Here is a 25,321-nt window from a genome sequence, read left to right on the forward strand (position 1 = left end):
CGTCGTTCGTTTTACCTAGTTATAACATGAGTAATGCGATCCGTATTGTTCGTTTTATTTTAATTTTGCTTGCAGGGTTCCTTGGAATTTATGGAATTATGATTGGGGTGGCCTTTTTTGTAATCCACATTTCGAGCTTAACAAGTTTGAAAGCTCCATACTTAATTCCTGTATCACCTTTTTACTTTAAGGATTGGAAGGATATCTTTATTCGCGCTCCGTATTGGGGTTTGAAAGAAAGGCCAGTACAAACAAAAACTACAAACAAGGTCCATCAAAAAATGAAGCATTAAAGGATTGGATTAACTATGAATGAAAAAATACACTATACCCAGTTAGCTGTTATTGTCTATTTAATTCAATCTGGCATTGTCTTGTTTGCCTTGCCACGATTGGTAGCAGAAGCATTTGGCACAAATGGTTGGATTGGGCTTATTGGTTTATCAGCCATCGTTCTCGTCAACATTTATTTCATTATTCTTTTCTATAAAAGAGGGAATGGCAAATCGATTTTTATGATTTTAGAAGCTAGCTTGCCGAAGCTGATTTTATATCCATTATACGTGTATATGATTGTAACTTTTGGGTTACTAGGAATATTGGTCGCCAAAAATTATACATTGCTGATTCAGTTAACGATGTTTCCCGATATTAATCCGAACCTATTATTGGGCTACTTTGCCATCGTCGCTCTCTACTTCGTTAGTAAAGGGATATACAATATGGCGAAAACTTCCCTTGTCATTTTTTATCTGACGATTTGGACATTATTGCTACTATTACTTGTTGTTGATGAGTTTAGTTTCATCCGGATCACCCCATTTTTACTTCAAGATGCACTCGACCCAGTAACCACTAGCTTAGAGATCTATTCAGCTTTTTTAGGGTTTGAACTAGTGTTGTTTTTAATTCCCTATGTAAAACCAGATGGCAATTTCGGGAAAGCGATAGTCGGTGGACATTTATTTACGACGTTTGTTTATACGGCAGTTTGTTTTATGGGTATGGGTTTTTTTAGTCTCGATCAAATGCGTCAGGTTTTGTATCCTACTTATGAAATCTTAAAATATATGGAAACCCCTGTGATCGAAAGGATCGAGAATTTTGTTTTTGGTGTTTTTCTTCTGAAAATAATGGTCACGGTTGTTTTTTATCATTGGGCTGCACTTGAAGTCAGTAAGCAAATATTTAAGAAAACGAAGGAGAAAAAACTACTTATTTTACTGTTTGCTAGTACGTTTTTAGTCTCACTAATTCCAACAATTCAAAGGGAAGTCAATGAGTGGTTTAGCTTCGTCATCAATCCTTATATAGTCTTTGCTTTTTGTTTTCCTTTGTTACTGATCTTACTACTTTGGATCAATTCGAAGAAAGCAAGGAGGGAGGAAGACATTGCGTAAACTATTATTAGCCTTATTTACTGGTTCATCTCTAATTATCCTAGGAACAGGTTGTGCCCAAGAACGAATTGTTGAGCAACTCGGCTTCATTAACTCAGTCGGATATGAACTAAATGAAGCAAAAAATGCTGAAGAAGAGGGGATCCTCATAATTACGATTTCCCTCCCCCAAGTAACACCCACTGCTGTCACGGATCGTGTGACTTTAACAACTACAGCACATACGAGTAAAGAAGGGCGAACCCAGTTGGCGAGGCAAACTGAACGTGTATTAGTAAGTGGTCAATTAAGATCCGTCTTATTTGGAGACAATTTAGCAGCAAGAGGCTTTAAAGATACGATTGATACGTTAAACCGAGACCACAGCATCGGCTTAAATTTGAAAGTCATTGTTGTTAATGGAAGTCCTAAAGAGCTACTAATGGCTGACTATCAACAACACCCCAGAACGGGTCGCTATATTTACGAAATGATTGAAAAAGAAGCTAAAACTCATGTTACGATTGATACGTCATTATACCAATTCATTCGCGATTATTATGATGATGGTATTGATCCGATTGTGCCCTTAATCAAACAAGGCAAAGAAGAGATTATTTTGGATGGAATTGGGTTATTTAAAGGAGATCAGTTAGTAATAAAAGTTCATCCCAAGGATGGTCGTGTTTTTAAGATGCTCCACGGCGATTATTTAGGTGGTAACATTACCGTTGAAATGGATTTAAAAGATGAACCAAAGGAAGATGATTATTTATACCTTACCTTTAATACGTTAGAATCGACTCGCAAGGTCCATGTCAAGTCTCCCTCTGAAATCGAAATCGATTTACTTGTTAGAGGCGGAGTAGATGAATACACTGGTCATTTAGATTTGTCAGACGATGAAGTGCAAAAAGAAATTGAACAGAAACTAGCAAAGTATATTGAAGAGATTGGTCAAAAAATAATCAAAGAAATGCAAGAAAAACAAACAGACAGCCTAGGACTTGGTCAATTTGTGCGAAATAGTTCCAGTTATCAAAAATGGAAGGGGATGAACTGGAAAGAGGAGATCTATCCAGACGCAAAAATTTCTATCAATGTAAACGTGAAATTAAAAGGCTTTGGTAGTGTGAAATAACCGCAAATGAATTGCGCAGACTACGTTCGGACAGTCTGCTGTCGTGAATGGAAAAACGGTCTCTATATTAGGTTTTGTATATAAACCTCAGTTGTAAGTAGGAATCGTATAACGGAAGGTGGAGGAAACATGGATGTAAAAGAAACAGTACCCAAAAGTTTATTTGAAAAGTTAAGTGACAAAGCTCATTCTATCCTTGAAACATTGAATGACATCATTCATAAAGGAGTAACGGTACAAGAGATTGCAGAAATGGTGAAAACTCATGATAATGTACAGAAAACGAGTAAGACATTGCTCGGAATTACTTATGACTTCTACAAACTGCAAATACAAGATTTAACCTTTATATTGGAAGTCAGAAAAGGGGTTATTGAGCGTATTTTATTTTTTAAAGTATATACTTCTGATCAAGTCGTTATGACCTATCGATCGTATGAAGACGGACTAACATTGGAAGATCAAATAAGTGCAGAACATCTGCCTCAGTTGGTAAAAGATAACAAAAAAATATAAAAGCATTTCCGGTTAATTAACAGAGTTACCAAGAAAAATGATCAATAAACAAAACCGCTAGATAATGGATATCACATTCTAGCGGTTTTCGTTTAATCACTTGCTAGATGAAACTGAATTTGTTTAGCAGCATTATTAGCATATTCAAAGGCTTTTTCTTTCGTATTTGCAGCAGCAATAACATAAGCATAGCGATTGCCCATCGAATAAGGTAGAGAAAGTCTTGAGCCCCTTCGAGGTTTGACATAAACGTCGACGACTCCAGGACTGTTTGTCGCTTTCTTTTTTCCTGTCACTTTTTCTAAAATACCACTCGCGGCGAGTGTCAGGTATTTGGTAAACGTATATTTGTTTTTCGTGCGATTTAAAGAAGGTTTTATCCCTAACCAAATTTTTAGTGTTTCTTCAACATAATTGATTCCGAATGCAGCGTTTAACATTTGGTTCATAGCTCCCCCGGACATTCTCGGGTTGACCTCTATTAATTTCCATTCACCTTTGTTTGTCTGTCTTATTTCGACGTGAAGTGAACCATTTGTAAAACCGAGATCTGTGATGAGAGACTTTAATATATGTTCTAGTTCATATAATTGTTCAGTGGAAACGTCAGCTAGTACTGAATATCCGGTAACGATAAACCTTTTGTTTTTTGTAATTTCTTGTTCAATCATAGCACCAATAGTAACTTCATTATCATAGACTAAAGCTTCTATTAAAAACTGTGTCCCTTCTAAATATTCCTCTATTAAAATTGGTTCATTCGGGCACTTAATTTGTAGTTGTTTAATACGCTTTTCTAGTTCGTTTATCGTAGAAACTAAAAAGACATCCTTTGATCCTGTTGAGCACGGTGATTTAACAATAACAGGGAGATATTGCTCTTGTTGTGCGATGAGTTCAACTAAGGAATCTGTCTCATGAAAGATGACGAATTGTGGATTGTATTGATTATTACTTAAGGAAAGCCGTGTTTTCACCTTATTTTCCATAATATCAACAGCTTTTGCGGGAATTTTACTATTGCAATACTCTTCAGATAATAGAGAAGCTAGATATACATACGAATCAACGAAGCTTACAATCGCTTTAACGCGTTTTCCATCGTTCACTATTCTATCGATTGATGACCTTAAACGATCTAAGTTGGTTAGTTCATCATAGTACATTTCATGGACATCTGGATATTCTTTTCGTTGTTCTATTGTTTTTTTTCGGCTTGTAAAAAGGACAGTGAAATAGCCCATTTCCTCTGCAGCTTTTATCGCATCGCGACTTGAACCTGACTTGTTTGTTTCAATAAATACAATTGTCTGCATATTATCTTACCCACCTTATAAACACATTAGAAATTATCCTTTGTATTGTATGTAAGTTTTCTCCTTTTTGTTTTAGCTATATTGCCTATCTTTTAGCAGTGACCATTCATTATTTAGCGAATACGATAGCAAAGAGGAATTTTTATTCAAAGTTTAAAAAGTGGTTAGTTGGTAATGGGGGGCGTTATGGGAAAAAAACTCAAAGTAAAGTTAGATAAGACACTGGAGCAGCGGCAAGTGATCGTTCATCCTAGCGATATGTCTAGATTACAACTACACTTTTTGCCTAGGGTTATACTACGCTTCGGACTGCAGGTATGTGAAGTAAGTATTATTTTTTCAGAGAGTATAAATGAACAGGAAATGTTCGTTTCTAAAGAAGTCGTTGAGGAATTGATGATCCCGTTATTTGCTATTTATGAACTAAAGTATGAAGACAACGAACTCAACTTAGGACCGAATATCGGTTTAGTGGCGGCAAAAACTTTGGAGGAGTTAGACGAAAAGGTTATGAAATTAGGTCGCTATGTACGAAAATATGATGATATTGGTGGTGTCATTCTAGCGTTTTCCAATGAAGGCATTGATATAGAAAAAAGAACAATCATTGGCTATGTATTTAACCATACAGAAAAAAAGTGGATTAAAGGGGTTTATCCTTATCCGTTAGCAATTTTTCGTAGATCATCACTATCTAATGAGTGGAAGTGGCACTTTCAATCACTTTTGGGAAATAAAATTTTTAATTCAGCGAAATTCGATAAGTGGGAAATGTATAAATGGTTAAATGTTTTCCCGGAATTATCTGATTTTCTACCGGATACGGTATTGTATTCATCACCTGTTGATATTGGAGAATTTCTAGAAAAGTACCAGGCTGCTTATATCAAGCCAATCAAAGGAATGCAAGGGAAAAAAGTAACGAAAATAGAAAAGGAAACTACTATTATTAAGGTACAATCAATCGTCGATGGAGAAAAAGAAGAATATCAATTTCATAGTCAAGAAGAGGCTAATAGTTTTCTAAAAAAATCCTTTATTCCAGAAAAGTTTATTGTCCAACAACCTTTGAACCTGAAGCTAACAAATGATGTTATCGTGGATTTTCGAGTCATTGTCGTAAAGGATCAGACAGGTGAATGGAAGGTTTATGGAGTAGTTGGTAGAAATGGTGTAATCGGAAATATCGTTAGTAATCGTCACCGTGGTGGTAAGGTCGAGATCGCAAAAACTACGTTAACGAGAATTTTTGAGGACGAAAAAGTAGTAAATCACTATCTTTCAAAATTGGGTGAGGTTGCTATAAATGCTGCTGTTGCTATCGAAAGGTGCGGGATGCATTTTGGAAAACTGGGAATTGATTTAGGTATTGATAGCCAAGGAAATGTATGGCTAATAGAAATTAATCATCGAAATCCTAACGACTTTGTGGCCTCATTTGCGGGCAATAAAGGGTTAGTAAATAAAATTAGGTATGCAAACATGTTATATGCAAAAAGGCTAGCTGGTTTTCTGCCTGATTGAGCTGACAGAAAGGGAGAATGACAATGACTATGATTGGAATGCTCCATTATCGTGTGCACCCTAGTAAATTGAAAAAGGCATACGCTTGTGCTGCGATTGCAAAATTAGAAGGGTATGATTTTTTTTATTTTTCACCAGGAAAAGTCAATTTGGAGAATGAAACAATATTAGCATGGGTATACGATAGTGGCGAGTGGAAGCAGAAAGAGATGCCGTTCCCTGATGTAATATATAATGCAGGTGGCCCTAAAACGGCAATGCAAAAAAATGTTTATCGAACATTGAAGGAAAAAATTCCTTTTACTAGCTTTTCGGTAGGGACAAAAATGAATGTCTATAAAAAAATACAAGAAGGTAAAGAGTTTGCCGATTATATCATTCCTTTTAACAAAATAAAAAACTTTTCTACAATCATTCATTTCCTAAATAAATATAACAAAGTTGTCATAAAACCATTTTCAGGTAGTAAAGGAAAAAATGTGTTTTTCCTCGAAAAGCGAGAGCATCTCTATTGTTTATTTAATGGAGAAACTGAACAACTAGTAACATTGAAAAGCTTAAAAAATTTCTATAAAACGAAATTAAAGTCCAAAAAATATTTAATTCAAAAGTTTATTACATGCCAAACAATAACAGGGACTTCCTACGACTTTAGAATGCATGTCCAAAAAGATGGCGACGGTAAGTGGATAATTAATCGAATTTATCCGAGGCTTGCAGGGGGAGTAAAACCGATCAATAATATCAGTGGTGGCGGGTTTCGAGGTGTTCTTGATGCATTTTTAGTTGATGAATTTAAAGAGGAGCACTTTAATATGAAACGATATTTAGAGCAATTTGCCTTAATGTTTTCAAACCATTTTGATAGCTTATATAATAAAAGTTTTGATGAGTTAGGAATTGATATTGCAATCGATAAACAGCGGAAAATTTGGCTCTACGAAGTAAATTGGCGTCCTGGTAGTAAAACACGGGAACTAGATTTTGCCAGATATCTAATCCCTTATGCTGTATATTTAGCGGAAAATGCAAAGATAGGAAGCAGGGCTTGAAAATAAATCTTTTAATGTAGAAACAAAAACATTGATGAGTGTGAGCACTTACGCTTTTCTTAACCAATAGACGCAGAATGTCATGACACTCTGCGTCTTAAACGTATCCTTTATTTTTAATCGGAATTTTCAATTAGAAACCGCGCATAGCCAATCGGATTCCAATGTTTTGCTCGCCATTCTTCGTACCTCTTTCCTTTATATTTAACATTTCCATACCTACCACGAAAATTACTTTCAATAAAATAAAGATGTCCGTCTTCGTCTACTGCTAAATCTAAGGCAATATCGGCAATATGGTCCGTATAATGTTCTAAATGTTTAGCGATCTTTAATGAAACGACTTCGATTTCTTCATAAACTTTTTGATAAGACAAGTAAGGATGAGATTTGAAAACCCGATCAAAGCTTAATGAACGACCTCCTTGACTGATGTTGGTCACAAATCTATCTTTTTGTGTTGCGACCTTACATAAAACCCCGGCTAAAACCCAATCTCCACTGTGGTCACGTTGAACGACAACGCGCATGTCAAATGGCATTTCTTGATGTTTTGCAAGCGATATTTGCTCTTGAATTATATAGGCTTTTGCCTCAATTGTCGTTAACAGCACCTCTGGAAAAACGTTAGTAAAAGTTACTTCTTCCCATTTTCTTCTTGCAACGGGATAATGGAGCATCCAACTTTCGTCAGCCTTTTTGACGAGCTTCATAATGCCGCCACCTAAGCTGCCGTTTGCCGGCTTTAGAATTAGGCGGCTAAAACGTTCCATCATCGATTGTAACGTCGCTTTTGTGGCCTTTTCAGTAACCGGTAAATATGGCTGTAACTCTTTATTATCACTAATGATTTGATTCATCTTATATTTATTTTGACTAATCCCTTTTGTATTATAGATTTGCACATTCATTTTTGATAAATAGTTCATTTGTCGTTTACTTAAAAAGCTTCGACTGTAAATCACTTTTGGAATAGGAAAGGTTTCAAGCTTGTATCCATTTTCTCTTTTTATAAAAGCGTTTATTTCATCTCTACCTGGTTTTAAATTTTTCACGATAAAAAACAGAGGCGTTAAACCAAAGTGATCACCAGCCTCTTGATAGGCTCTAACATTTATTTGGCTTTTTCCTTGTAAAAGCACCTTGTATATCCCATCAGGTAAGATGACACCGACATATTTTTGATCCACATGAACACCACCTTATCGTTTTTTTAGCTTTTTCATAAAATCTCTGAATGATTGACGCATTGAAGTTTTCACTAAAATCATCGAATTTGGATCAGCAAGTTCAGCTACTGCCGATAAGACCTCGGATTCATTTACACAAGGAAAGATATCTTCATTCTTCATCCCCATCTTTATTGCTTCATTTGCAATCATTGAAGCTGTTTCTCCGACAGTTATCAACTTATCAATTTTTTTGGAAAAAACTTCTCGACCAATTAACCTATGTTCGTTCTCCTCTTCTGTGCCAAGTTCACTTATTTGTCCTAATATCGCGACCGTTTTCTTTTCTTTTGAAATATCTTTTAAGACCGTTAAGGCCGCTTTCACAGAGGTAGAGTTTGTATTCCAAGTGTCATCAATAATTGTTGCGCCATTTAACCCTGTAGAAACTTCTAAATGACGTCTCGGATGCTTATAAGATTTTAATCTCTCAATTGAAACTTCAATAGGGATGCCGTGAGCGTTAGTTGTTGTAATAGCCGCAAGAGCATTATAAACATTATGTTTGCCATAGCCTGGAACAAACACTTCGTATATTTTGTTTTCATTCGTCAATGTAAACTTAACCCCGTTTTCGACATAATGAAAGTTAGATGCTTTGTAGTCAGCGTCATCACTAAATCCAAAGGTATATATTTTATTGTTAATAGTTGATAAATTGACTTTTTTTGTATTTTCACAATCGGCATTTAATACGACTACGTTTTTCTCCCCTAAGCCTTTAAAGATTTTCGCTTTCTCTTGAATGTAATCTTCTTTTGACTCATATCTACTAATATGATCAGCGCCAATTGTTGTAATAACTGTAGAAAAGGGACCAAAATATTTACTGCAAAGTGATAAATGTCCTCTGTAGCCTACACCTAATTCAAATACAGCGAAATCAGTTTTTTCATCAAATCTCAACAACACAGCAGCATTTGAGCGAAATAAATTATAATTTAAGATTGTAGATTTGACGTTTCCTTGTTTTTTTAGAATATGAGTGATCATTTCTTTTGTCGTTGTTTTACCTGTAGAGCCAGTAATAGCGATAACCGGAATTTCAAAGATACTTCTGTAGTAGGAAAGAAACCTTCGGAAGGCAGCCTTTGTTCGTTTTACGGTCACTACCGTAACACCTTCTTGATCCAAATGATTGACAAGATCTACATGGTCAATAACGACAATACAAGGAGGTAAGCTTGTTTTTTTTAAGACTTCAGCTTCTTTTTTGTCTATACAAAATAACAATGAATAAGGTTTAACATGCTTTACTCTTGTAACAACTTTATTAAAATATGTTTCTTCATTTCCAGTCATGATCGTCCCTTTAAGAATAGGAAGTATTTCCTTTATGAGATTTGAATTCACGAAGAACGTCCTTTCTTTTTGATTAGTCTTAATCAATATATGTAGAAAGGATTTTGAGGTAACAATACTTTCGTAGTTTGGTTAACTGCCGTGTACATTTCGTCAAATTTGGGTTTATTTTAAGACTTTGTAACGTACCTTTTAAATCACCAAATCATATAGATGGATAAAGCGAACCAGCTTCCGCTTAAGTATTTAGTAAAGGGTGTATTTTCTTGTTTGTTAAAAGAGTCGAGAGCGATCAACATGACCGAATTTACTTTAATAGCGAGACATTAAGAAAATATCAAATGGAAGTCGAAAAGGTAACATTACAGTTAGGGATGTTAACACATGAAGTGACGATTTGTACGAATGATGAACTAGATGCTCATACTGTTGGGATACCGAAAAGGCTCTTCGCTGAGCTAACACTTCCTGAGGACTTAGAGTTTGAGTGGGAATTAAAAGACAAGCGGTTCGTACTAGGACCTTTTATCGGAATGATCCGCTACTATAATTTTGAAAAAATTAAACTGAGAAACTTGAATTTTCTGCTTCGTTGGCTAAATGATTATAAAAATATAAAGGGGTTAATTTATGTCATCCCAATCTGTGAAATCGATATAAAAAACCGTTTTGTAAATGGTTATTACTACAATCCAAATAAGCGAAAGAAAGAGCAGTGGACATATGGTACCTTTCCGTTTCCTTGCGCTGCATTTCATCGCCCTTTTTTACGTTTAGGAAAGAAGTATAAGATCTTAACCGACATCATCGGGGACACTTGTTTTAATAAGAATGAACCTGGAAAATGGGAGTTTTACAGTTGGATGACGGAAAATCCGCTAACGAAAGGTTTCGTACCATACACTGAGAACCTAGAACAAATGAAGCAAATCTACCTTTTGCTAGAAAAGTATCCGATGCTCTATTTAAAGAGAAGGTATGGTGGTCTAGGTAATGGTATTTATCAGGTGCGAAAAACAGATCAAGGATTTGAAGTCATTGATAATAAACAACAAAAACATTCGTTCATCAATCGTGTTAAGATGGAAGAACATTTAGGTAACATCCTAAAAAAACATAAGTATATTGTTCAACAAGGAGTACCTTTCCAATTCGATGGTAAAAACATTGACTTTCGAGCTTACCTACAAAAGGATGGAACAATGGAATGGAAATTTAGAGGCTGTATAGCTAGAGTTGCTAGCTCTGGAAATATTACGACAAATATAAGATTTACTGAAAAATTAATTGCAGGAAAAGAGGCACTAATGCACTTGTATGGCTATCAGGAAAACACTGCTAGCGAAAAAATAAAGAAAATCGAAGAAGCATGTATTCTTTGTGGGCGAAGTATTGATCAATTCGGCGGTCACTATGGTGATATTGCGTTAGATTTTATATTTGATCATAATGACAATATCTATTTTCTAGAAGCAAATAGTGGCTATGGTCACAAAAGTCTCGCTTTGTTAAGGGAACCTCAGTTACGACAAGAAATTATGAATTCTCCGATAAATTATGCGAAGGCTCTAGCTGGCTTTCCGAGCACCAGCAATAAAGCGTATCTCTCGAGGTAGAGGTATGCTTATTTTTGCTGCAGATCTTAACATTTGCTGAACGCTCTTCATATAGTACTGTATATGAGTTTCAGTAGGAGTTGATGAAATGGTAGAAAAATTAATAGGTGTTTTATTAAGTGATAAAATCTTCCAAGGGATTCCTAAGGGGAAAACTCGATTTGAAAATATTGAATTATATGAAGAGGCAGGGAAAATGTATGGGCTAACCCCTTGTTTTTTTCGCTTAAAAGATATTTCAAAGGGGAATACAGAAATAAATGCATTTGTAAAAATAGATGGATCGTATAAAAAAATGGCTGTACCAACACCAAAGGTGATTCATAATCGGGCCCACACTTTTTCAAAAAAAGCTAAAGTTAAACTACAAAGTTTGGTCGATGATGGGATTATTATTTTCAATCAATGCAATCGATATAGTAAGTTAAAAATTCATGAATTATTAGCAGAAAACGAGGAACTTATCCCTTATCTGCCAAGGACGTTGAAAGCGACAGAAGAAAATATCTTTTCGATGTTGGAGAACAATCATAAATTAATCATTAAGCCAAACAGCAGTAGTTTAGGTATAGGTGTAATGATGATTGAACGTCGTAATAGTGAGAATGTTCTTTCATACATTGATAAAAAAGAAAAACGTTTAAAGCAAATTTCATTTTCGAGTGATTTACCAAATGTACTGATTAAGACGATCTCCAAAAAAAATTATCTCGTCCAGGAGCGGATTCAACTAGCGACATTTCAAGGCAATCCATTTGATCTTCGTGTTTCTGTTCAACGAAATCATCAAGGAGCTTGGCAAGTAACCGGTGTTGTTGGTAAAGTTGCGAAATCTGGACATTTCGTAACAAATGTAGCTAGAGGAGGCCGTGTTTCCCAATTAGATCGTTTACTCGAAGGGAGATTAGATTTTGGGGAAACGTTTCAAAAAATTGAACAACTGTCACTTTCGATTGCAAAACAACTTGCTAAAAAATTACCAAACTTAGCTGATTTAGGATTAGATATAGGGTTAACCTCAAACGGGGATCCAATGTTTATAGGGTTTAATGGAAGAGATCTCCGGACAATGTTTAAAAATGCAAGGATGCTAGATACATGGAAAGCAACCTATTCAACTCCTATTGGCTATGGAAACTACTTATTAGATACGTTAGCATAGTTCAATTGAGTTTTTCAATGATCATGCAAAAAATCCCCAATATCGCTTCGTTTGGGGATTTTTCAAACTAATATTTTAGCATTTAGGCTCGATAATAACTTTTTTCTTTGCTAGTAATTTAATATCAAGACACTTAATTGCACAGAATTTACAAAGATCTACTTTTATCTTTATCGCTGTTCGTTCTAACCTATAGAGATCTTCTAAGTCTTCAGCTATTTCATCATCGATAGTCAAAGGCTTTAATAGTGAGATGATCGCTTGACACGATTCTGGTTTAAGTCCTTCTAGGCGAAAAAATGCTGTTGAAAATGGTTCATGATCTTTTTTTTGTTCAGCTTCTACACTAAAAGTCCCTTTAGGAGTAGCGAGCATGAAAGGTATCGTATCTGATTTTACAATCTTCGTTAGTAAGCTACTGCAACAGCATTCACCTTGGCAACCTTCTAATTGAATTTGCTGTAGTTTTATCACTCTTAATGCTTTATACACAGAGCAGCATTTTTTATGTTTTTTATCCACTATATTCCCTCCTTTTCCTTGAAAATCATAGAAACTATCGTACCGATTTTATAAGCTTTAAGAAACTCTATTTTTGTTAATGAACTTTTCGGGCTGGATTTTACAATTTTTAGGATTTGGTGTCCTTATACCGGTGCTTTGTGGACTCGATTTTACAGTTTTTAGAATTTGGTGTCCTTATACCTGCCCTTTGAGGACTGGATTTTACAGTTATTAGGAGTTACTGTCCTTATACCGGTGCTTTGCGGACTGGATTTTACAGTTTTTAGGATTTGGAGTCCTTATACCTGCCCTTTGAGGACTGGATTTTACAGTTATTAGGAGTTGCTGTCCTTATACCGGTGCTTTGCGGACTGGATTTTACAGTTATTAGGAGTTGCTGTCCTTATACCGGTGCTTTGCGGACTCAATTTTACAATTTTTAGGATTTGGTGTCCTAATTCGGGTGCTTTACGGACTGACTTTTACAGTTTTTAGGAAATGATGTCCTTAATCACTACTTTACGGTTACAGCGGCTCTAAATAAAACCGAATTTCTTTTGCGGCTAATTTAGCCATCTCTTTTGCTTGATTAGGAACTTCTGAGCTTGCTAGAACAAAGGCGTACCGATTTCCCATTGATAGAGGGGGAGTGAGAATACTACCTTTATGTGGTTTTATATAAACTTCCTTTATACAATCAAATTTACTCGCTTTCGTCTTACCAGTTACTTTCAATAATCTACCAGTGGCATCAACAGTTACAAACTGCGCAAAAACATGTTTGTTATAGGTGGGGAGTAGTGAAGGTTCTTTGCCAAGGTATAGCTTGATTGTTTCTTTAACTAGGTTAATTCCAGTCGCCTCAAGGATGAGCTGATTCATCGCGCCACCGGCCATTCGAGGATTAATCTCAATAAGCTTCCACTGACCATTTACTAGACGTAATTCTAAATGACATGTTCCGTGTTGTAAGCCGAGATCACAAACGATACTTTTTACGGCATCAATTAGTTTAGCTTGTGATTGGAACGAAAGTTGGGTTGGATATTCATATCCGGTAATAATAAATCGGTTAAAGGATGAGACTTCCTGGTCGATGATAGCGACGACTGAAATTTCGGAATGATTGACAACAACCTCGACTAAATATTGAGGTCCCTTAAGATATTCCTCGATAATGACGTGCGAATTAAGTTTTCGTCGTTGAAAATATCTTATCGCCTTGTTGAGGTCTTGTTCTGTTTCGACATGTAAAACATCTTTTGAACCACTTGATTTTGGTGATTTAATGACTAGTGGCAGTAGTTTGTGATATTTAATCATATCTACTTGGGCTTCTTCAAGGGAGCATACTGAAAAAAACGGGGTTGCTTCATTCCCTTTAAGTTTTTCACGAAAGCGCCATTTATCTTCCATAGTATATAATGCCTCAACAGAAAGAGTAACAAGTCCGAAAAAACCGGTAAGCTCTGCTGCAAGACTAACAAAAGGATCGATAAAGCTTACAACTGCTTTAACGTCTTTTCCTTTCGTATTAAGGATATTAAGTTCCTTAACAATAGTGTCTTTATCTAACAATTCCTCAATATAAATCATTTCGTGAACTTCGCTAAAAGCTTCTCTTTCGCGGAGATGCTTCTTTTTATTGGTAAAGAGGACATTGAAATATCCCATTTCTGCTGCAGTTCGGATTGCATCTCGACTTGTCCCTGACTTTTGACTTCCGAGAAAGACAATAGTTTCCATAAAGTAACATTCAGCTCCTAATAGCTATAGCCTAGCTGTACTTCTAAATTCCATCTAAGATTATATTTTATGCCGTAATCAAGAATTCTTTAATTCGGTAAAATTAGAGTGGTTTCACGAGATATCATATTCAAATGACTAGGGAAAAGTGTTGTTGTTATAGATTTTTGGGTTAGCAATAGAAAAAAGTAAAAAAATAATTGCTGACTATCGGTATTTCGCACATTTTAATTTGACTGGACCTGCAATGGTTAGTAGCTTATACTGCTAGACCTTCTTTCACATATTCTACTGTAAAGGAGGGATAGAGATGGGCTTTAAGAAATGCCGTGATTACGAAAAACGCGATAGAAAACGCTGGAAAAAGCGTCGAAATAAGCGCCGCATTAGAGGAATTGATGGTGCATTTAGCTGGCGCTGTTGTTTTGCAAGTAAGAGGTACCAACTAGATTTTTCGAATGTAAATGATCCTTGTATACCAAAGATGGTTATCCCATTTCGCCATTGTGGCTGTTAATTGATTAAGAGGGAGTTGTCACTTATGTGACAGCTTTTTCTTAATTTGAATTTAGAAAACAGCTGCTTTTTTAATCGGAGTTTTACAGTGAGAAGAGAATGGTGCAGTGATTAATAATTGGAGTTGGTGACGTGCAAAGAGAATAGAGGGACCTACAGTTTTATCTAGGTATCAGCTGCTAGCAGATAGATAGCACTTTGATATCACTTTTCTTAAAGGGTCATTTGCGTAGGATTAAGGCAGATATCACATCTATACTAATCTAAACAACTTCCCCCTTTACAAACCAAACGTACATTCTCTATAATTCACTATAGAGAGGTGTGATTTAGTTGCTAAAAAAATTATCGCTTCAGCAATTTATTGCAGAATTAAAGGACGATGAAAATGTCGTCCACTGGCATGAGTTACAAGGTCAGAAGGCGAAAACGGTTCCTTTTTCGGCAAGTTTAGATAAACGAATTATTGATGCCCTTAAAACGAGGGGCATTAATGAATTATATATCCATCAGGGCTCAGCGTATGAACTCGCGCGAGAAGGGAAAAGCTTTACGGCGATTACTCCAACGGCTTCTGGAAAGACACTATGTTATAACTTACCGGTTTTACAACAGATTTGCGAAGATCCATCGAGTAGGGCGCTTTACATTTTCCCAACAAAAGCACTTGCTCAAGATCAGCGTAGCGAATTAAATGAAATTATTGAAGCAATTGGCGCCGATATAAAAGGATTTACATATGATGGTGACACAGCACCTAACATTCGCCAAGTTGTTCGTAAGGCTGGACATATTGTCATCACAAATCCGGATATGCTTCATTCGGCGATTTTACCCCATCATACGAAGTGGGTATCGTTATTTGAAAACTTGAAATATGTTGTGATAGATGAGCTCCACATTTATCGCGGCGTTTTTGGTAGCCATGTCGCAAATGTGATTCGGCGTTTGAAGCGGATTTGTGCCTATTACGGAAGTAATCCGATTTTTATTTGTACATCAGCGACAATCGCAAACCCAAAAGAATTAAGCGAAACTTTAACTGGAACGAAAATGACAGTGATTGATAATAACGGTGCACCTCGTGGGAAAAAGCATTTTGTTTTTTACAATCCGCCAATTGTTAATCAACCATTGCAAATTAGAAAGAGTACAACAGTCGAAGTAAAAAGACTGGCGACAAAGCTACTAGCTAACAATATTAAAACGATTGTTTTTGCGAGAAGTCGTGTTCGGGTGGAAATTATTCTTAGTCACTTGCAAGACTTAGTTGCTAGAGAGCTAGGGAGAAAATCGATTAGGGGTTACCGGGGTGGCTATTTACCAAAGCAACGTCGCGAGATTGAACAAGGCTTAAGGAACGGCGATATTAAAGGTGTTGTTAGTACAAATGCTCTTGAACTAGGCGTTGATATTGGTCAGCTTCAAGCATGTGTGATGACTGGATACCCAGGTTCTATCGCTAGTGTTTGGCAGCAAGCGGGGCGAGCTGGTCGTAGACATGATGAGGCACTGATTATTATGGTCGCCAACTCTACGCCGATTGATCAATTTTTAGTGCAGCAACCTGAATACTTCTTTGAGGCAACACCGGAACATGCCCGAATTAATCCAGATAACTTAATCATTTTAGTTGACCATCTTAAATGTGCGGCTTATGAGCTACCCTTTAAGCAAGGTGACCTCTTTGACGGTGTTGAAATCGAAGATGTGCTCCATTTCTTGACGGAAGAAGCAGTGCTACATTATCAACAAAATAAATGGTTTTGGATGAACGATTCGTTTCCAGCACATAACATTAGTTTGCGATCAGCTGCCCAGGAAAACGTCATTATCATTGACCAAACGGATATTGCAAATGCCCAAGTGATTGGGGAGATGGATACGTTTAGTGCGATGACGTTACTTCACGATGAGGCTCTTTATTTACATGAAGGAACGCAATTTCAAGTTGAGAAATTAGATTGGGAAGAGAAAAAAGCGTTTGTCCGTGAAGTTGATGTCGATTATTTTACGGATGCTAATTTAGCTGTTCAATTAAAAGTGTTAGAGGTTGATAAACATAAGAAACATTCAAGCTGCTCGGTGGAATTTGGTGATGTCACTGTAAATGCAATGGCGACGATTTTTAAGAAAATAAAACTGTCGACGTTTGAAACAATTGGCTCAGGTCCAATACATTTGCCAGAACAAGAGTTGCATACAAACGCAACGTGGATTCAATTTGAAGAAAGTGTACAAGCAGAAATCGGCAAAGAAGCGCTAGAAAATGCCCTTATTGGTCTATCTCATGTGTTACAAGCGGTTTCTAGCGTCTACTGTATGTGTGACCGAAATGATCTTCGTGTCGTTCCACAAATGAAAGCAGTCCATTCGGGCAAGCCTACGATCTTTTTATATGATCGTTATCCAGGCGGTGTCGGCTTAAGTGATGATGTCTATAAACATATAAACGTCATACTAGAGCGGACAAAACAATTTATCGAAACCTGTTCTTGTGAAGCCGGTTGCCCATCTTGTGTTGGTGTTGGATCGAAGGAAAATACAAAACAGTTGTCGCTTTTGCTACTGGGACGCCTTTTAGAAGTGGGAGGTGGATAATGTCTCTTAAAAATAAGCTATCGCGGCTGAAAGGCCATATGCAATTACCTGATCGACCATTGCCAGAAACAAAAACAATAGAGTTAAAAGAAGATTGGTCTCACTTGCAAGGACAGCCCCGCTTTTTAGAGGAGCAATGGACGATTTTTCGGGAGATCGAATACCCGCTTGATTATAAGCTCGGTGCTCACCGCTTTTCTGAACTTAAAGCAGTCGTAGAGCTGTGGAATAAAGCAGGAGTAAATCATCCATTAGCAACGAACGGAGTCAGTGAGGAACAGTTAATTTTTTTTGATACAGAAACAACAGGTCTTGGAACAGGCACAGGAAATACTATTTTTTTACTTGGGTACTGTCATCTTGAAGGCGATGCTGTTAAGGTAAAGCAATTCTTTCTACCGGGCCCAGCCCATGAAGCGGCGATGTACTATCATTTTTTGGAAGATGTTAAGGATTTATCAAATCTTGTTACCTATAACGGCAAGGCGTTTGATTGGCCACAAGTTCGGACAAGGCATACATTAGTTAGGGATCAAGTACCAAAACTACCGAAGTTTGGCCACTATGACTTGCTTCATGCCTCAAGGAGACTTTGGAAAGATACGCTTCCATCGTGCCGGCTTTCGATCGTAGAAAAAGAGATTTTAAATATTAATAGAGATGGTGATACACCTGGTAGTTTAGCCCCTTTATTGTATTTTGATTATTTACGAGAAAAAGATCCGAAAATTATTGAGGGTGTCTTAAAGCACAATGAAATGGACGTTTTATCTTTAATCGTCCTTTATATTCAACTTTCGAAAAAACTATTAAGTAGAGTTCCTACTACGATAAATGAAACCTATGAGATTGCTCGTTGGTTTGAAAAAGAAAAACAAATTCAAAGAGCTACGGACCTTTATCAACAAGTTGCTAAAAGTAGTTCGAGCCGCCAAAACGATGCACTGTTAGCTTTAGGGCTACTTTTAAAAAAAGAAAAAAAACTAGAAGATGCAATGGATTGCTTTTTATTAATTGCTGAAAAAAATGGGAGTACAGCAGTTGTAGCATGTATTGAATTAGCAAAACTTTACGAGCACCAATTAAAAGATCTTGAGAGAGCACTCTACTACTCTAAAATGGCTTATCATAAACAAAAACAAATGGCGAGGCTTTTAAAAGAAAAAAAACTTCTCGATGATCTAAAGCTAAGAATGGAACGATTAACTAAAAAGCGGTAAAATCACGCATTTCATATCTCCTAATGAGGTTGGAGATGATAATGATGATTTTACCGCTTCTTCTTTCTTCTCATTTTTTCGAAAATTCGCTATAGTAGAAGAGGTAAGGATGGTGTAAACAGTGATAAAAGAAAAACAACAATTAACCCAAGAGGGGATCATCCCCTTTACAAAAGAAGAACAACAGCGGATAGCTAAGCTTGACGAGAAAAAACGAAGTGGGATGTTTGAAGTAGCTTTTTGTGGGCATTTCTCAGCGGGTAAATCAACAATTTTAAACACATTGTTAGGAGCAGATGTCCTACCAACGAGCCCAATTCCAACAAGTGCCAATATTATTGAGATAAAAAATGGGGAACAAGGCTTAACGGTTCATTCTAAAAGCGAAGCACCAAAGTTTTGGTATGGGGAAATTCCTTGGAATAAAGTACGAGAGTGGGGGATGAACGGAGGCGACATTGCCAAAATGACGATAACGGCGCCACTTGAATTCCTTGGCGATCATAGTTGTATTCTCGATACGCCAGGTGTTGATTCTACTGACGAAACCCATGAAGCAGTTACGGTAGAACAGCTTTATACGACAGATGCGATTGTCTATGTGATGGACTACAATCATGTTCAATCAGAAACGAATCTCTATTTTTTAAAGCAACTATCATTAGAAAAAAAGTTGATTTATATTGTCATTAATCAAGTAGACAAACATAACGAAGCGGAAATTCCTTTTTCAATGTTTAAAAAGTCTGTCGAAGATGTTTTTCGAAATTGGGGCATTCATTATATGGCGATGTACTTCACTTCGATGAAAAATCAACAGCATCCACTAAATCAGTTCTCGCTTCTAGAGAAACAGCTAAAAGGCTTGCTATATCAAAGTAAGCAGTTGACTGGAGGCTCTTTACTAAGATTAGAAAACGGGTTTTATCATTCTGTTAAGAATCGCCTCGAGGAGGAAAAACAAGAATCAATCCTTGAGTTGATTTCTGAGATGAAAGAGCAAGGCTATGATCTAGAACAATTAAGCGAGGAAAAACAGCTTACACAACAAGTAGCGTCATTAAAAAAATACGATGAGGAGCTTTGGGCAAAGTTTGACAATGAACTAGGGAAACTGTTTAAAAACGTCACCTTATTTCCGGCAACGACGACCGATAAAGCTCGCGATTGGATTGAGAGTTTGCAACCTGGCTTTAAGGTCGGCCTCTTTTTTACAAAAAAGAAAACGATAGAAGAACAAGAGAGACGTTTAGAAAAGCTACTAAACGAGCTACAAGACAAAGTGAAATCACAATTAGAATTTCATGTTCAAACCTTCTTTCAAAAAGTCGATCGAACCAGTCTTTCTAATGTCGAAGCTTTTGAGAAAGTTTATAGTGACTTACCTTTTTTCGTTACGAAACAATTACTATCTTCTCGTGTCTTGACAGAACATTCTAACCGGGAATATGTCTATACTTTTACTGGGGAAATCACGAGTGTCATTGTGAAAGAGTTACGTGATAAAGCAAAAACTCTTTTGCAAATGCAAATTGAAGGATTAAAACCATATATTAGTGAGCAATTAATTTTACTAAACCAAAAGCTCGCTAAATTTAAAGAAATCCGTCAATATAGTCTGAAAATGGAGCGAGTGACTGAAAATTATCTTGAACTTCAAGAAAAGGTTACGGAAAAACTGGAGCAGTTTCCTGATGATCGTCATCATAATGAGAAAATCATCGCAGCGATGCAAGGGTATTACCCTAAAGAACAAAAAGCTACGTTTACTAACGTTAGCTTTGAAAATGATAGTGTCATTGAAACGGATATTTTTATCGACAATGAAGCGAAAACGATCAGTTTCTCTGAAGAGGATACGGCTAAGTGGTTAAAAAACGTCAAAAAAACGTTATTAACCTATGAAAAGACTTCTATCTTAGCTGGAGAGCGAACGCACCTCCTCGAGAGGATCGAGCGTTATGAGAAGCAAGCATTTATTGTCTCATTATTTGGTGCCTTTAGTGCTGGAAAGTCAAGCTTTGCCAATGCGCTCTTAGGAGACGATGTGTTACCAGTATCACCGAACCCAACAACTGCTACTGTCAGTACTGTACAAAGCTCTACAGCAAAGTACCCACATGGTACGGTTGTCGTTAGCTTAAAATCAAAAGAAAGCTTAAATGAGGAAATTCAAGCTGTAGCCGAGCAATTAGATGCTAAGCTATCTGTAGATAATATTTCTTCTTGGCAGCCGGCAATGAAAGACTATATCTCTAGTTGGCAAAAAACATATGCTGAGTATTTATTAACGATCAAAGCAAGCCTAGCTTCTACTACTTGGAAAACAGGAACTGACCTAATCGTTTCGATTGGGGACCTGCAACAATTTGTTGCGGATGAAAGTAAAGCTTGTTTAATTGAGAAAGTCCATATTTATTACGACTCAGAGTTAACAAAAAAAGGGATCGTTCTCGTTGATACTCCAGGTGTAAATTCGATTCATGGTCGTCATACAAATGTCGCCTTCCAACAAATGCGTTCTTCTGATGCGATTTTTTACTTAACTTATTATAATCATGCGTTCTCAAAGGCTGATCAATATTTTTTACAACAAATGGCCAAAGTGAATGAAAGCTTTCAGCATGACAAGTTATACTTTGTCATTAACGCTGCTGACTTAGCAAGCAGTGCAGGTGAGTTAAACGGTGTTAAAAAGCACGTCTATGATCAACTTGTTAGAAATGGTCTAAGTACGCCAAGACTTTATCATCTATCAAGTAAAGAAGGATTATTAAGTAAAAAACAAGCCATAAACAAAGAAACGAGCTTTTCTCTGTTTGAGCAGGCATTTTATGATTATACCGTGCTAGAATTAAAGCAACTTAGCCTAAATATGATTACTACGGAGTTAAAGCAGTTACTAAATAAAGTAAACGACAGTATTGCGTTTATGAAGGAAGAAACGTCAACAAAGCAGAAAAAGCATGAGGAGTTAAAGCTCATTGTAAATAAGCAAATAGAAAAAATAGACGAAGCTTCATTTTCTTATGCAACCCGAGATGTTGTTGCTGAATTTGATCAATTAGTTTTATATTTACGAGAAAGAATGCGCTTTGTTCTAAATGATTACTTTGGCTCGGCAATCAATGTTTCTGTTATTACTGGTTCAAGTAAAAAGGAACTGCAAGAGCAATTGACTGCTCAAATTAAAGAATGGCGTGGCCTAGGAGAATTTTTTTTAAAACAAGAATTAGAAGCGACTGTTATTCGGATGGAAGAAGCGATTAAAGAGCGTGCTAAGAAATGGCTCTCTGATGAAAGTACGCTGCTACAAAAACAGCTTCCGTTTTTGTACATCGATGATGAAATTGAAGTAGAACCACTAAATGTTGACCTTATAGATCTACACATAAAAATAGAAACAGATCAATATTTATCTTTTATTAAATCGAAAAAAGACTTCTTTGAAAATGGTTTGGTTAAAAGCCTAAAAGAGGTACTAGTTGCTGATGGTGTCGAAGAGGCAAGCGCCGTCATTGAAGAAAGTGCCCGTCGTTATCAAACTGAGTTTAACGAGCATTTTAAATTATTAGAGAAGGTATTAAAAGGCCGTCTTAAGGAGGCGATTTATCGTGAACTGAAACGGTTTGAAGCATTATTTGATCAAAGAGAACAAGCTTCGTTGCAAGAAGAGTTTGAGAATTTACGCAAGTATTTGCTTTAAAATCTTTGGCAGTGAGGATGAGTTGTTTTGAATACAATTGACCATAAAAAGCTTCGCGATACTCCACCTTTTGATATTCTAACAAAAGAAGAATTTGATGAGATTACGAAAGAAGCAGAGTTACGACTCTTTAAGAAAAATGAGTTTTTGTTTCATGAAGACGAAGACGAAATCGAACTTTATTTTTTAGTGGCAGGTTCCGCTAAAAATATCCTTCACAAAACAAGTGGAGAGCAGTTCTCTGTGCGTTATTATTATCCTGGTGATTTAATTGGGTTAATGATTATGTTAGCTGGTGGACAAATGACGTTTTCGGTTCAAGCTCTACAAAATTGTGAAGTTATTCTCTTGAAGAAAACGGCGATGCTGCAGGCAATGACTGATAATAAAGTTTTTTCTGAGATTGTCTTAGAAGGTATTGGCGATCGAATGAAGACATTGTACGATGAAATTAAACATGAACGGAATCGGGAGGACACGGAAAATATTGCGCTTTTACGAACAAGGATCGAGACGATTATGAGTAAAGCGACATTTATCTCCCCTACGGATACGGTTATTCAAGCTGCAAGACGTCTACGATCACAAACGAGTACGGGATTAGTCGTCGTAGATGATCAAGATCAGATCCTCGGAACTGTCACACAGAGAGATTTGTTAAATGTCATCGTCGCAAATGAAACAAGTAAGCTTGTCATGGATATTATGAACAGGAAGCCTTATTTGGCTCCTGTTGATTCTTTTTCTTATGACGTCTTATCTTATTTTAAAGACGATCACGTCGATTTTATTCCAGTGATGAGACAAGAAAAGGTGGTTGGTGCTTTAACAACAGATTCGTTTTTACAGCTTCAGGAATCTAATTACGTTAGTTTATCACACGCAATCCATCATGCCACCTCTTTAGATCGATTAGCGCAGTATGCAGCAGTAAATAACCGCTTATTTATTGACTTCGTAGAAGAATTACTTGGTGGAAATACGTATGCTTACGATGTTTGTGAATTAATTTCAAACTACAACGACAAAATACATCGTCAAGTCATTAAAATTGCTTTAAAAGAAATGAAAGAAGAGGGCTATGGTACTCCACCGATTAACTATTGCTTTATCGTTATGGGAAGTCAAGGTCGCAAGGAGCAAGCGTTTAGTACAGATCAGGATAATGGCTTAATCCTTGATAACTATGAGCATTTACCTAATAAACAGGAAATTGAGCTTTTTTTTCAGACCTTGGCTGAAAAAATCAATCATGGTCTCCAAGTTTGTGGCTTTCCTCTTTGTACAGGGGGAGTTATGGCGAAAGAAGCAAAATGGCGCCGCTCTCTTCAAGGTTGGATTAACGAAGTGGAACGGTGGGTAAAGGAAGCAGATTCCGAAGAGATTAGAGATTTTACCATTTTTATTGATTATCGTCCGATCTTTGGTGATTTTACTTTGGCTAGACAGCTTCGGGAATCTACAACAGATACTGTTAAAAAGGGGAAAATCCTGCACTTGTTATTGATGAAATATACGATTAGATTTAGGGTCCCATTAAACCCATTTGGAATGATTACAACCTCGGGAAAAGATCACTTACTAAATTTTAAAAAAGCAGCGGTTATGCAAATTATTAATGGTGTCAGGATTTTTACGATTAAGAACGGAATTGCCGAAGAGAATACGATTAAAAGGCTGAATTTACTGAGAGAGATGGAGGTCTTTCATCCTCGTGATGTAAAGAACGCCAAAACATCGCTTCACATCCTGATGACAATGAGGCTACTAAACAATATTAATCAAATAAGAAGCAATAAAGCTCTTTCTAATGAACTTTCTTTGGATTGCTTGGATAAAGAGGAGAAAAAGAAACTGAAGGAAGCCTTGAGTGTCGCTAAACGTCTTCAACAAATGAGTGAGCTTAGTTTTGGTAGGAAGCGGGGAATATAATGGAACCAATCCCGTCATTACAAATTATTAAATATTTCCTTTACGATTACTTTCACATAAAAAGAGGACAACGAAAAAAATATAGTAAAGACCTGCAAGACAAGATAACGAAGGAGTTATTGACAATTCATCCAACGGTTTCTCCAAAACAGAGCTTTCAAGAAACGACCTATACTGTGTTTGATTTAGAAACGACGGGCTTTTTCCCTAGATTAGGTGATGAAATTGTATCGATTGGGGCAATAAAAATAAATGTAAATGAGATGCGGTTTCCTGAGCATTTTTATGAGGTCATTTCACCAATCGGCGAAGTACCTAATGCTATTTATTCACTTACTGGACTTGCAAAAGAACAGGTTGAAAAGGGGATATCGTTTCAAGAGGCATTTTTAAAGTTTTTGCAGTTTAGTAAAGGTACGATTCTTGTAGCGCACCCAGCTTCCTTTGATGTTCATTTTTTACAAGTGATGGCTAAACAATGGGGCTTCCCTAATTTTAAACCGTTGTTTATAGACGCATACTTTCTAGCTAATTTCCTGCAACCAAAAGTAAATAATAAACTTGATGGTTTAATTACGTATTTTAAAATTGACCAAAAAGAACGACACCATGCTCTTAATGATGCGCAAATGACAGCGGAAATTTTTATGAAGCTACTAGTAATGTTAGAAGAAAAAGGTGTTCATACTTTCGAAGATTATATAAAAATTAGAGGGAAGAAGAAGGGGAAGCTTGTTTTCGATGATTAAAGCTTTGAGGTATATCTTTTCAAAATAAAAATGGCGAAAAAAACGATGCCGCCACCAACTCCATTTTAATAGTTGTTGGATTTCCTTTCTCTTCGCTGTAAAATTCTAAC

General features: G+C 36.5%; 19 protein-coding genes. 14 read left to right on the forward strand and 5 right to left on the reverse strand.

Annotated features, from left to right (window positions below; all coding sequences use genetic code 11):
* The 4 genes from ACK4M9_RS02110 to ACK4M9_RS02125 all read left to right on the forward strand — a co-directional run.
* A partial coding sequence (locus ACK4M9_RS02110) for a spore germination protein (protein WP_409847389.1) occupies nt 1-293 on the forward strand: 293 nt, incomplete at its 5' end.
* 15 nt (nt 294-308) lie between these two features.
* Entirely contained in the window at nt 309-1,400 is a 1,092-nt protein-coding gene (locus ACK4M9_RS02115; protein ID WP_409847392.1) for a GerAB/ArcD/ProY family transporter, read from the forward strand.
* Nucleotides 1,393-2,520 carry a Ger(x)C family spore germination protein gene (locus tag ACK4M9_RS02120; RefSeq protein WP_409847395.1) on the forward strand — a complete coding sequence of 376 codons (1,128 nt, stop codon included), beginning with the start codon at nt 1,393-1,395 and terminating at the stop codon, nt 2,518-2,520. Before ACK4M9_RS02115 ends, ACK4M9_RS02120 begins: the two co-directional genes overlap by 8 nt.
* A 129-nt stretch (nt 2,521-2,649) precedes the next feature.
* Nucleotides 2,650-3,036 (forward strand): hypothetical protein, encoded by a 387-nt coding sequence (locus tag ACK4M9_RS02125; RefSeq protein ID WP_409847398.1) that lies wholly within the window; start codon nt 2,650-2,652, stop codon nt 3,034-3,036.
* 92 nt (nt 3,037-3,128) lie between these two features.
* On the opposite strand, the gene ACK4M9_RS02130 is transcribed toward ACK4M9_RS02125, so the two are convergent.
* Nucleotides 3,129-4,352, reverse strand: a complete 1,224-nt coding sequence (locus ACK4M9_RS02130; RefSeq protein ID WP_409847401.1) for an ATP-grasp domain-containing protein — start codon at nt 4,350-4,352, stop codon at nt 3,129-3,131.
* Nucleotides 4,353-4,538: 186 nt separating this feature from the next.
* On the opposite strand from ACK4M9_RS02130, the gene ACK4M9_RS02135 reads away from it, so the two are divergent.
* Together ACK4M9_RS02135 and ACK4M9_RS02140 are read left to right on the forward strand one after the other, a co-directional pair.
* A complete protein-coding gene (locus ACK4M9_RS02135; protein WP_409847404.1) occupies nt 4,539-5,876 on the forward strand; it encodes a YheC/YheD family endospore coat-associated protein in 1,338 nt (445 codons plus the stop codon).
* A 23-nt stretch (nt 5,877-5,899) separates the two neighbouring features.
* Nucleotides 5,900-6,928 (forward strand): YheC/YheD family endospore coat-associated protein, encoded by a 1,029-nt coding sequence (locus ACK4M9_RS02140; protein ID WP_409847407.1) that lies wholly within the window; start codon nt 5,900-5,902, stop codon nt 6,926-6,928.
* A gap of 116 nt (nt 6,929-7,044) precedes the next feature.
* Here ACK4M9_RS02140 and ACK4M9_RS02145 read toward each other — a convergent pair whose 3' ends face one another.
* Together ACK4M9_RS02145 and ACK4M9_RS02150 are read right to left on the reverse strand one after the other, a co-directional pair.
* On the reverse strand, nt 7,045-8,118 hold the full coding sequence (locus ACK4M9_RS02145; protein WP_409847409.1) for a YheC/YheD family protein: 1,074 nt from the start codon (nt 8,116-8,118) through the stop codon (nt 7,045-7,047).
* A 12-nt stretch (nt 8,119-8,130) separates the two neighbouring features.
* The gene (locus ACK4M9_RS02150) at nt 8,131-9,510 is read right to left on the reverse strand and encodes a UDP-N-acetylmuramoyl-tripeptide--D-alanyl-D-alanine ligase (protein ID WP_409847413.1); all 1,380 of its coding nucleotides are present in this window, start codon (nt 9,508-9,510) and stop codon (nt 8,131-8,133) included.
* A gap of 215 nt (nt 9,511-9,725) precedes the next feature.
* Between ACK4M9_RS02150 and ACK4M9_RS02155 the strand changes: the two genes are divergently transcribed.
* Together ACK4M9_RS02155 and ACK4M9_RS02160 are read left to right on the forward strand one after the other, a co-directional pair.
* A complete protein-coding gene (locus tag ACK4M9_RS02155) occupies nt 9,726-11,075 on the forward strand; it encodes a YheC/YheD family endospore coat-associated protein (protein ID WP_409847415.1) in 1,350 nt (449 codons plus the stop codon).
* Between the two features lie 88 nt (nt 11,076-11,163).
* On the forward strand, nt 11,164-12,237 hold the full coding sequence (locus ACK4M9_RS02160; protein WP_409847418.1) for a YheC/YheD family endospore coat-associated protein: 1,074 nt from the start codon (nt 11,164-11,166) through the stop codon (nt 12,235-12,237).
* Nucleotides 12,238-12,312: 75 nt separating this feature from the next.
* On the opposite strand, the gene ACK4M9_RS02165 is transcribed toward ACK4M9_RS02160, so the two are convergent.
* Nucleotides 12,313-12,759, reverse strand: a complete 447-nt coding sequence (locus tag ACK4M9_RS02165) for a CotY/CotZ family spore coat protein (RefSeq protein ID WP_409847421.1) — start codon at nt 12,757-12,759, stop codon at nt 12,313-12,315.
* Nucleotides 12,760-13,266: 507 nt separating this feature from the next.
* Complete coding sequence (locus ACK4M9_RS02170; RefSeq protein WP_409847424.1) at nt 13,267-14,487, reverse strand: ATP-grasp domain-containing protein; 1,221 nt, start codon at nt 14,485-14,487, stop codon at nt 13,267-13,269.
* A gap of 310 nt (nt 14,488-14,797) precedes the next feature.
* Between ACK4M9_RS02170 and ACK4M9_RS02175 the strand changes: the two genes are divergently transcribed.
* The 6 genes from ACK4M9_RS02175 (at nt 14,798) to ACK4M9_RS02200 (ending at nt 25,211) form a co-directional block, all read left to right on the forward strand.
* Nucleotides 14,798-15,004, forward strand: a complete 207-nt coding sequence (locus ACK4M9_RS02175; RefSeq protein WP_409847427.1) for a hypothetical protein — start codon at nt 14,798-14,800, stop codon at nt 15,002-15,004.
* Nucleotides 15,005-15,336: 332 nt separating this feature from the next.
* Nucleotides 15,337-17,604, forward strand: coding sequence for a DEAD/DEAH box helicase (locus ACK4M9_RS02180; RefSeq protein ID WP_409847430.1), 2,268 nt, complete (start codon nt 15,337-15,339; stop codon nt 17,602-17,604).
* The gene (locus tag ACK4M9_RS02185; protein ID WP_409847433.1) at nt 17,604-18,824 is read left to right on the forward strand and encodes a ribonuclease H-like domain-containing protein; all 1,221 of its coding nucleotides are present in this window, start codon (nt 17,604-17,606) and stop codon (nt 18,822-18,824) included. The genes ACK4M9_RS02180 and ACK4M9_RS02185 overlap by 1 nt, the downstream gene beginning before the upstream one ends.
* 121 nt (nt 18,825-18,945) lie before the next feature.
* Nucleotides 18,946-22,530, forward strand: a complete 3,585-nt coding sequence (locus tag ACK4M9_RS02190; RefSeq protein WP_409847436.1) for a dynamin family protein — start codon at nt 18,946-18,948, stop codon at nt 22,528-22,530.
* Between the two features lie 27 nt (nt 22,531-22,557).
* Nucleotides 22,558-24,462, forward strand: a complete 1,905-nt coding sequence (locus tag ACK4M9_RS02195; RefSeq protein WP_409847439.1) for a DUF294 nucleotidyltransferase-like domain-containing protein — start codon at nt 22,558-22,560, stop codon at nt 24,460-24,462.
* Entirely contained in the window at nt 24,462-25,211 is a 750-nt protein-coding gene (locus ACK4M9_RS02200) for a 3'-5' exonuclease (protein WP_409847442.1), read from the forward strand. The genes ACK4M9_RS02195 and ACK4M9_RS02200 overlap by 1 nt, the downstream gene beginning before the upstream one ends.
* Nucleotides 25,212-25,321 lie beyond the last annotated feature (110 nt).

This window comes from Anaerobacillus sp. (assembly GCF_046314235.1).
Lineage (GTDB): Bacteria > Bacillota > Bacilli > Bacillales > Anaerobacillaceae > Anaerobacillus.

Excerpts from the sequence above, each read along its gene's own strand:
- ACK4M9_RS02185 (WP_409847433.1), top strand. The coding sequence starts at position 17,604 with ATGTCTCTTAAAAATAAGCTATCGCGGCTGAAAGGCCATATGCAATTA.
- ACK4M9_RS02160 (WP_409847418.1), top strand. The coding sequence starts at position 11,164 with ATGGTAGAAAAATTAATAGGTGTTTTATTAAGTGATAAAATCTTCCAA.
- ACK4M9_RS02170 (WP_409847424.1), bottom strand. The coding sequence starts at position 14,487 with ATGGAAACTATTGTCTTTCTCGGAAGTCAAAAGTCAGGGACAAGTCGA.
- ACK4M9_RS02135 (WP_409847404.1), top strand. The coding sequence starts at position 4,539 with ATGGGAAAAAAACTCAAAGTAAAGTTAGATAAGACACTGGAGCAGCGG.
- ACK4M9_RS02140 (WP_409847407.1), top strand. The coding sequence starts at position 5,900 with ATGACTATGATTGGAATGCTCCATTATCGTGTGCACCCTAGTAAATTG.
- ACK4M9_RS02115 (WP_409847392.1), top strand. The coding sequence starts at position 309 with ATGAATGAAAAAATACACTATACCCAGTTAGCTGTTATTGTCTATTTA.
- ACK4M9_RS02175 (WP_409847427.1), top strand. The coding sequence starts at position 14,798 with ATGGGCTTTAAGAAATGCCGTGATTACGAAAAACGCGATAGAAAACGC.
- ACK4M9_RS02125 (WP_409847398.1), top strand. The coding sequence starts at position 2,650 with ATGGATGTAAAAGAAACAGTACCCAAAAGTTTATTTGAAAAGTTAAGT.
- ACK4M9_RS02200 (WP_409847442.1), top strand. The coding sequence starts at position 24,462 with ATGGAACCAATCCCGTCATTACAAATTATTAAATATTTCCTTTACGAT.
- ACK4M9_RS02130 (WP_409847401.1), bottom strand. The coding sequence starts at position 4,352 with ATGCAGACAATTGTATTTATTGAAACAAACAAGTCAGGTTCAAGTCGC.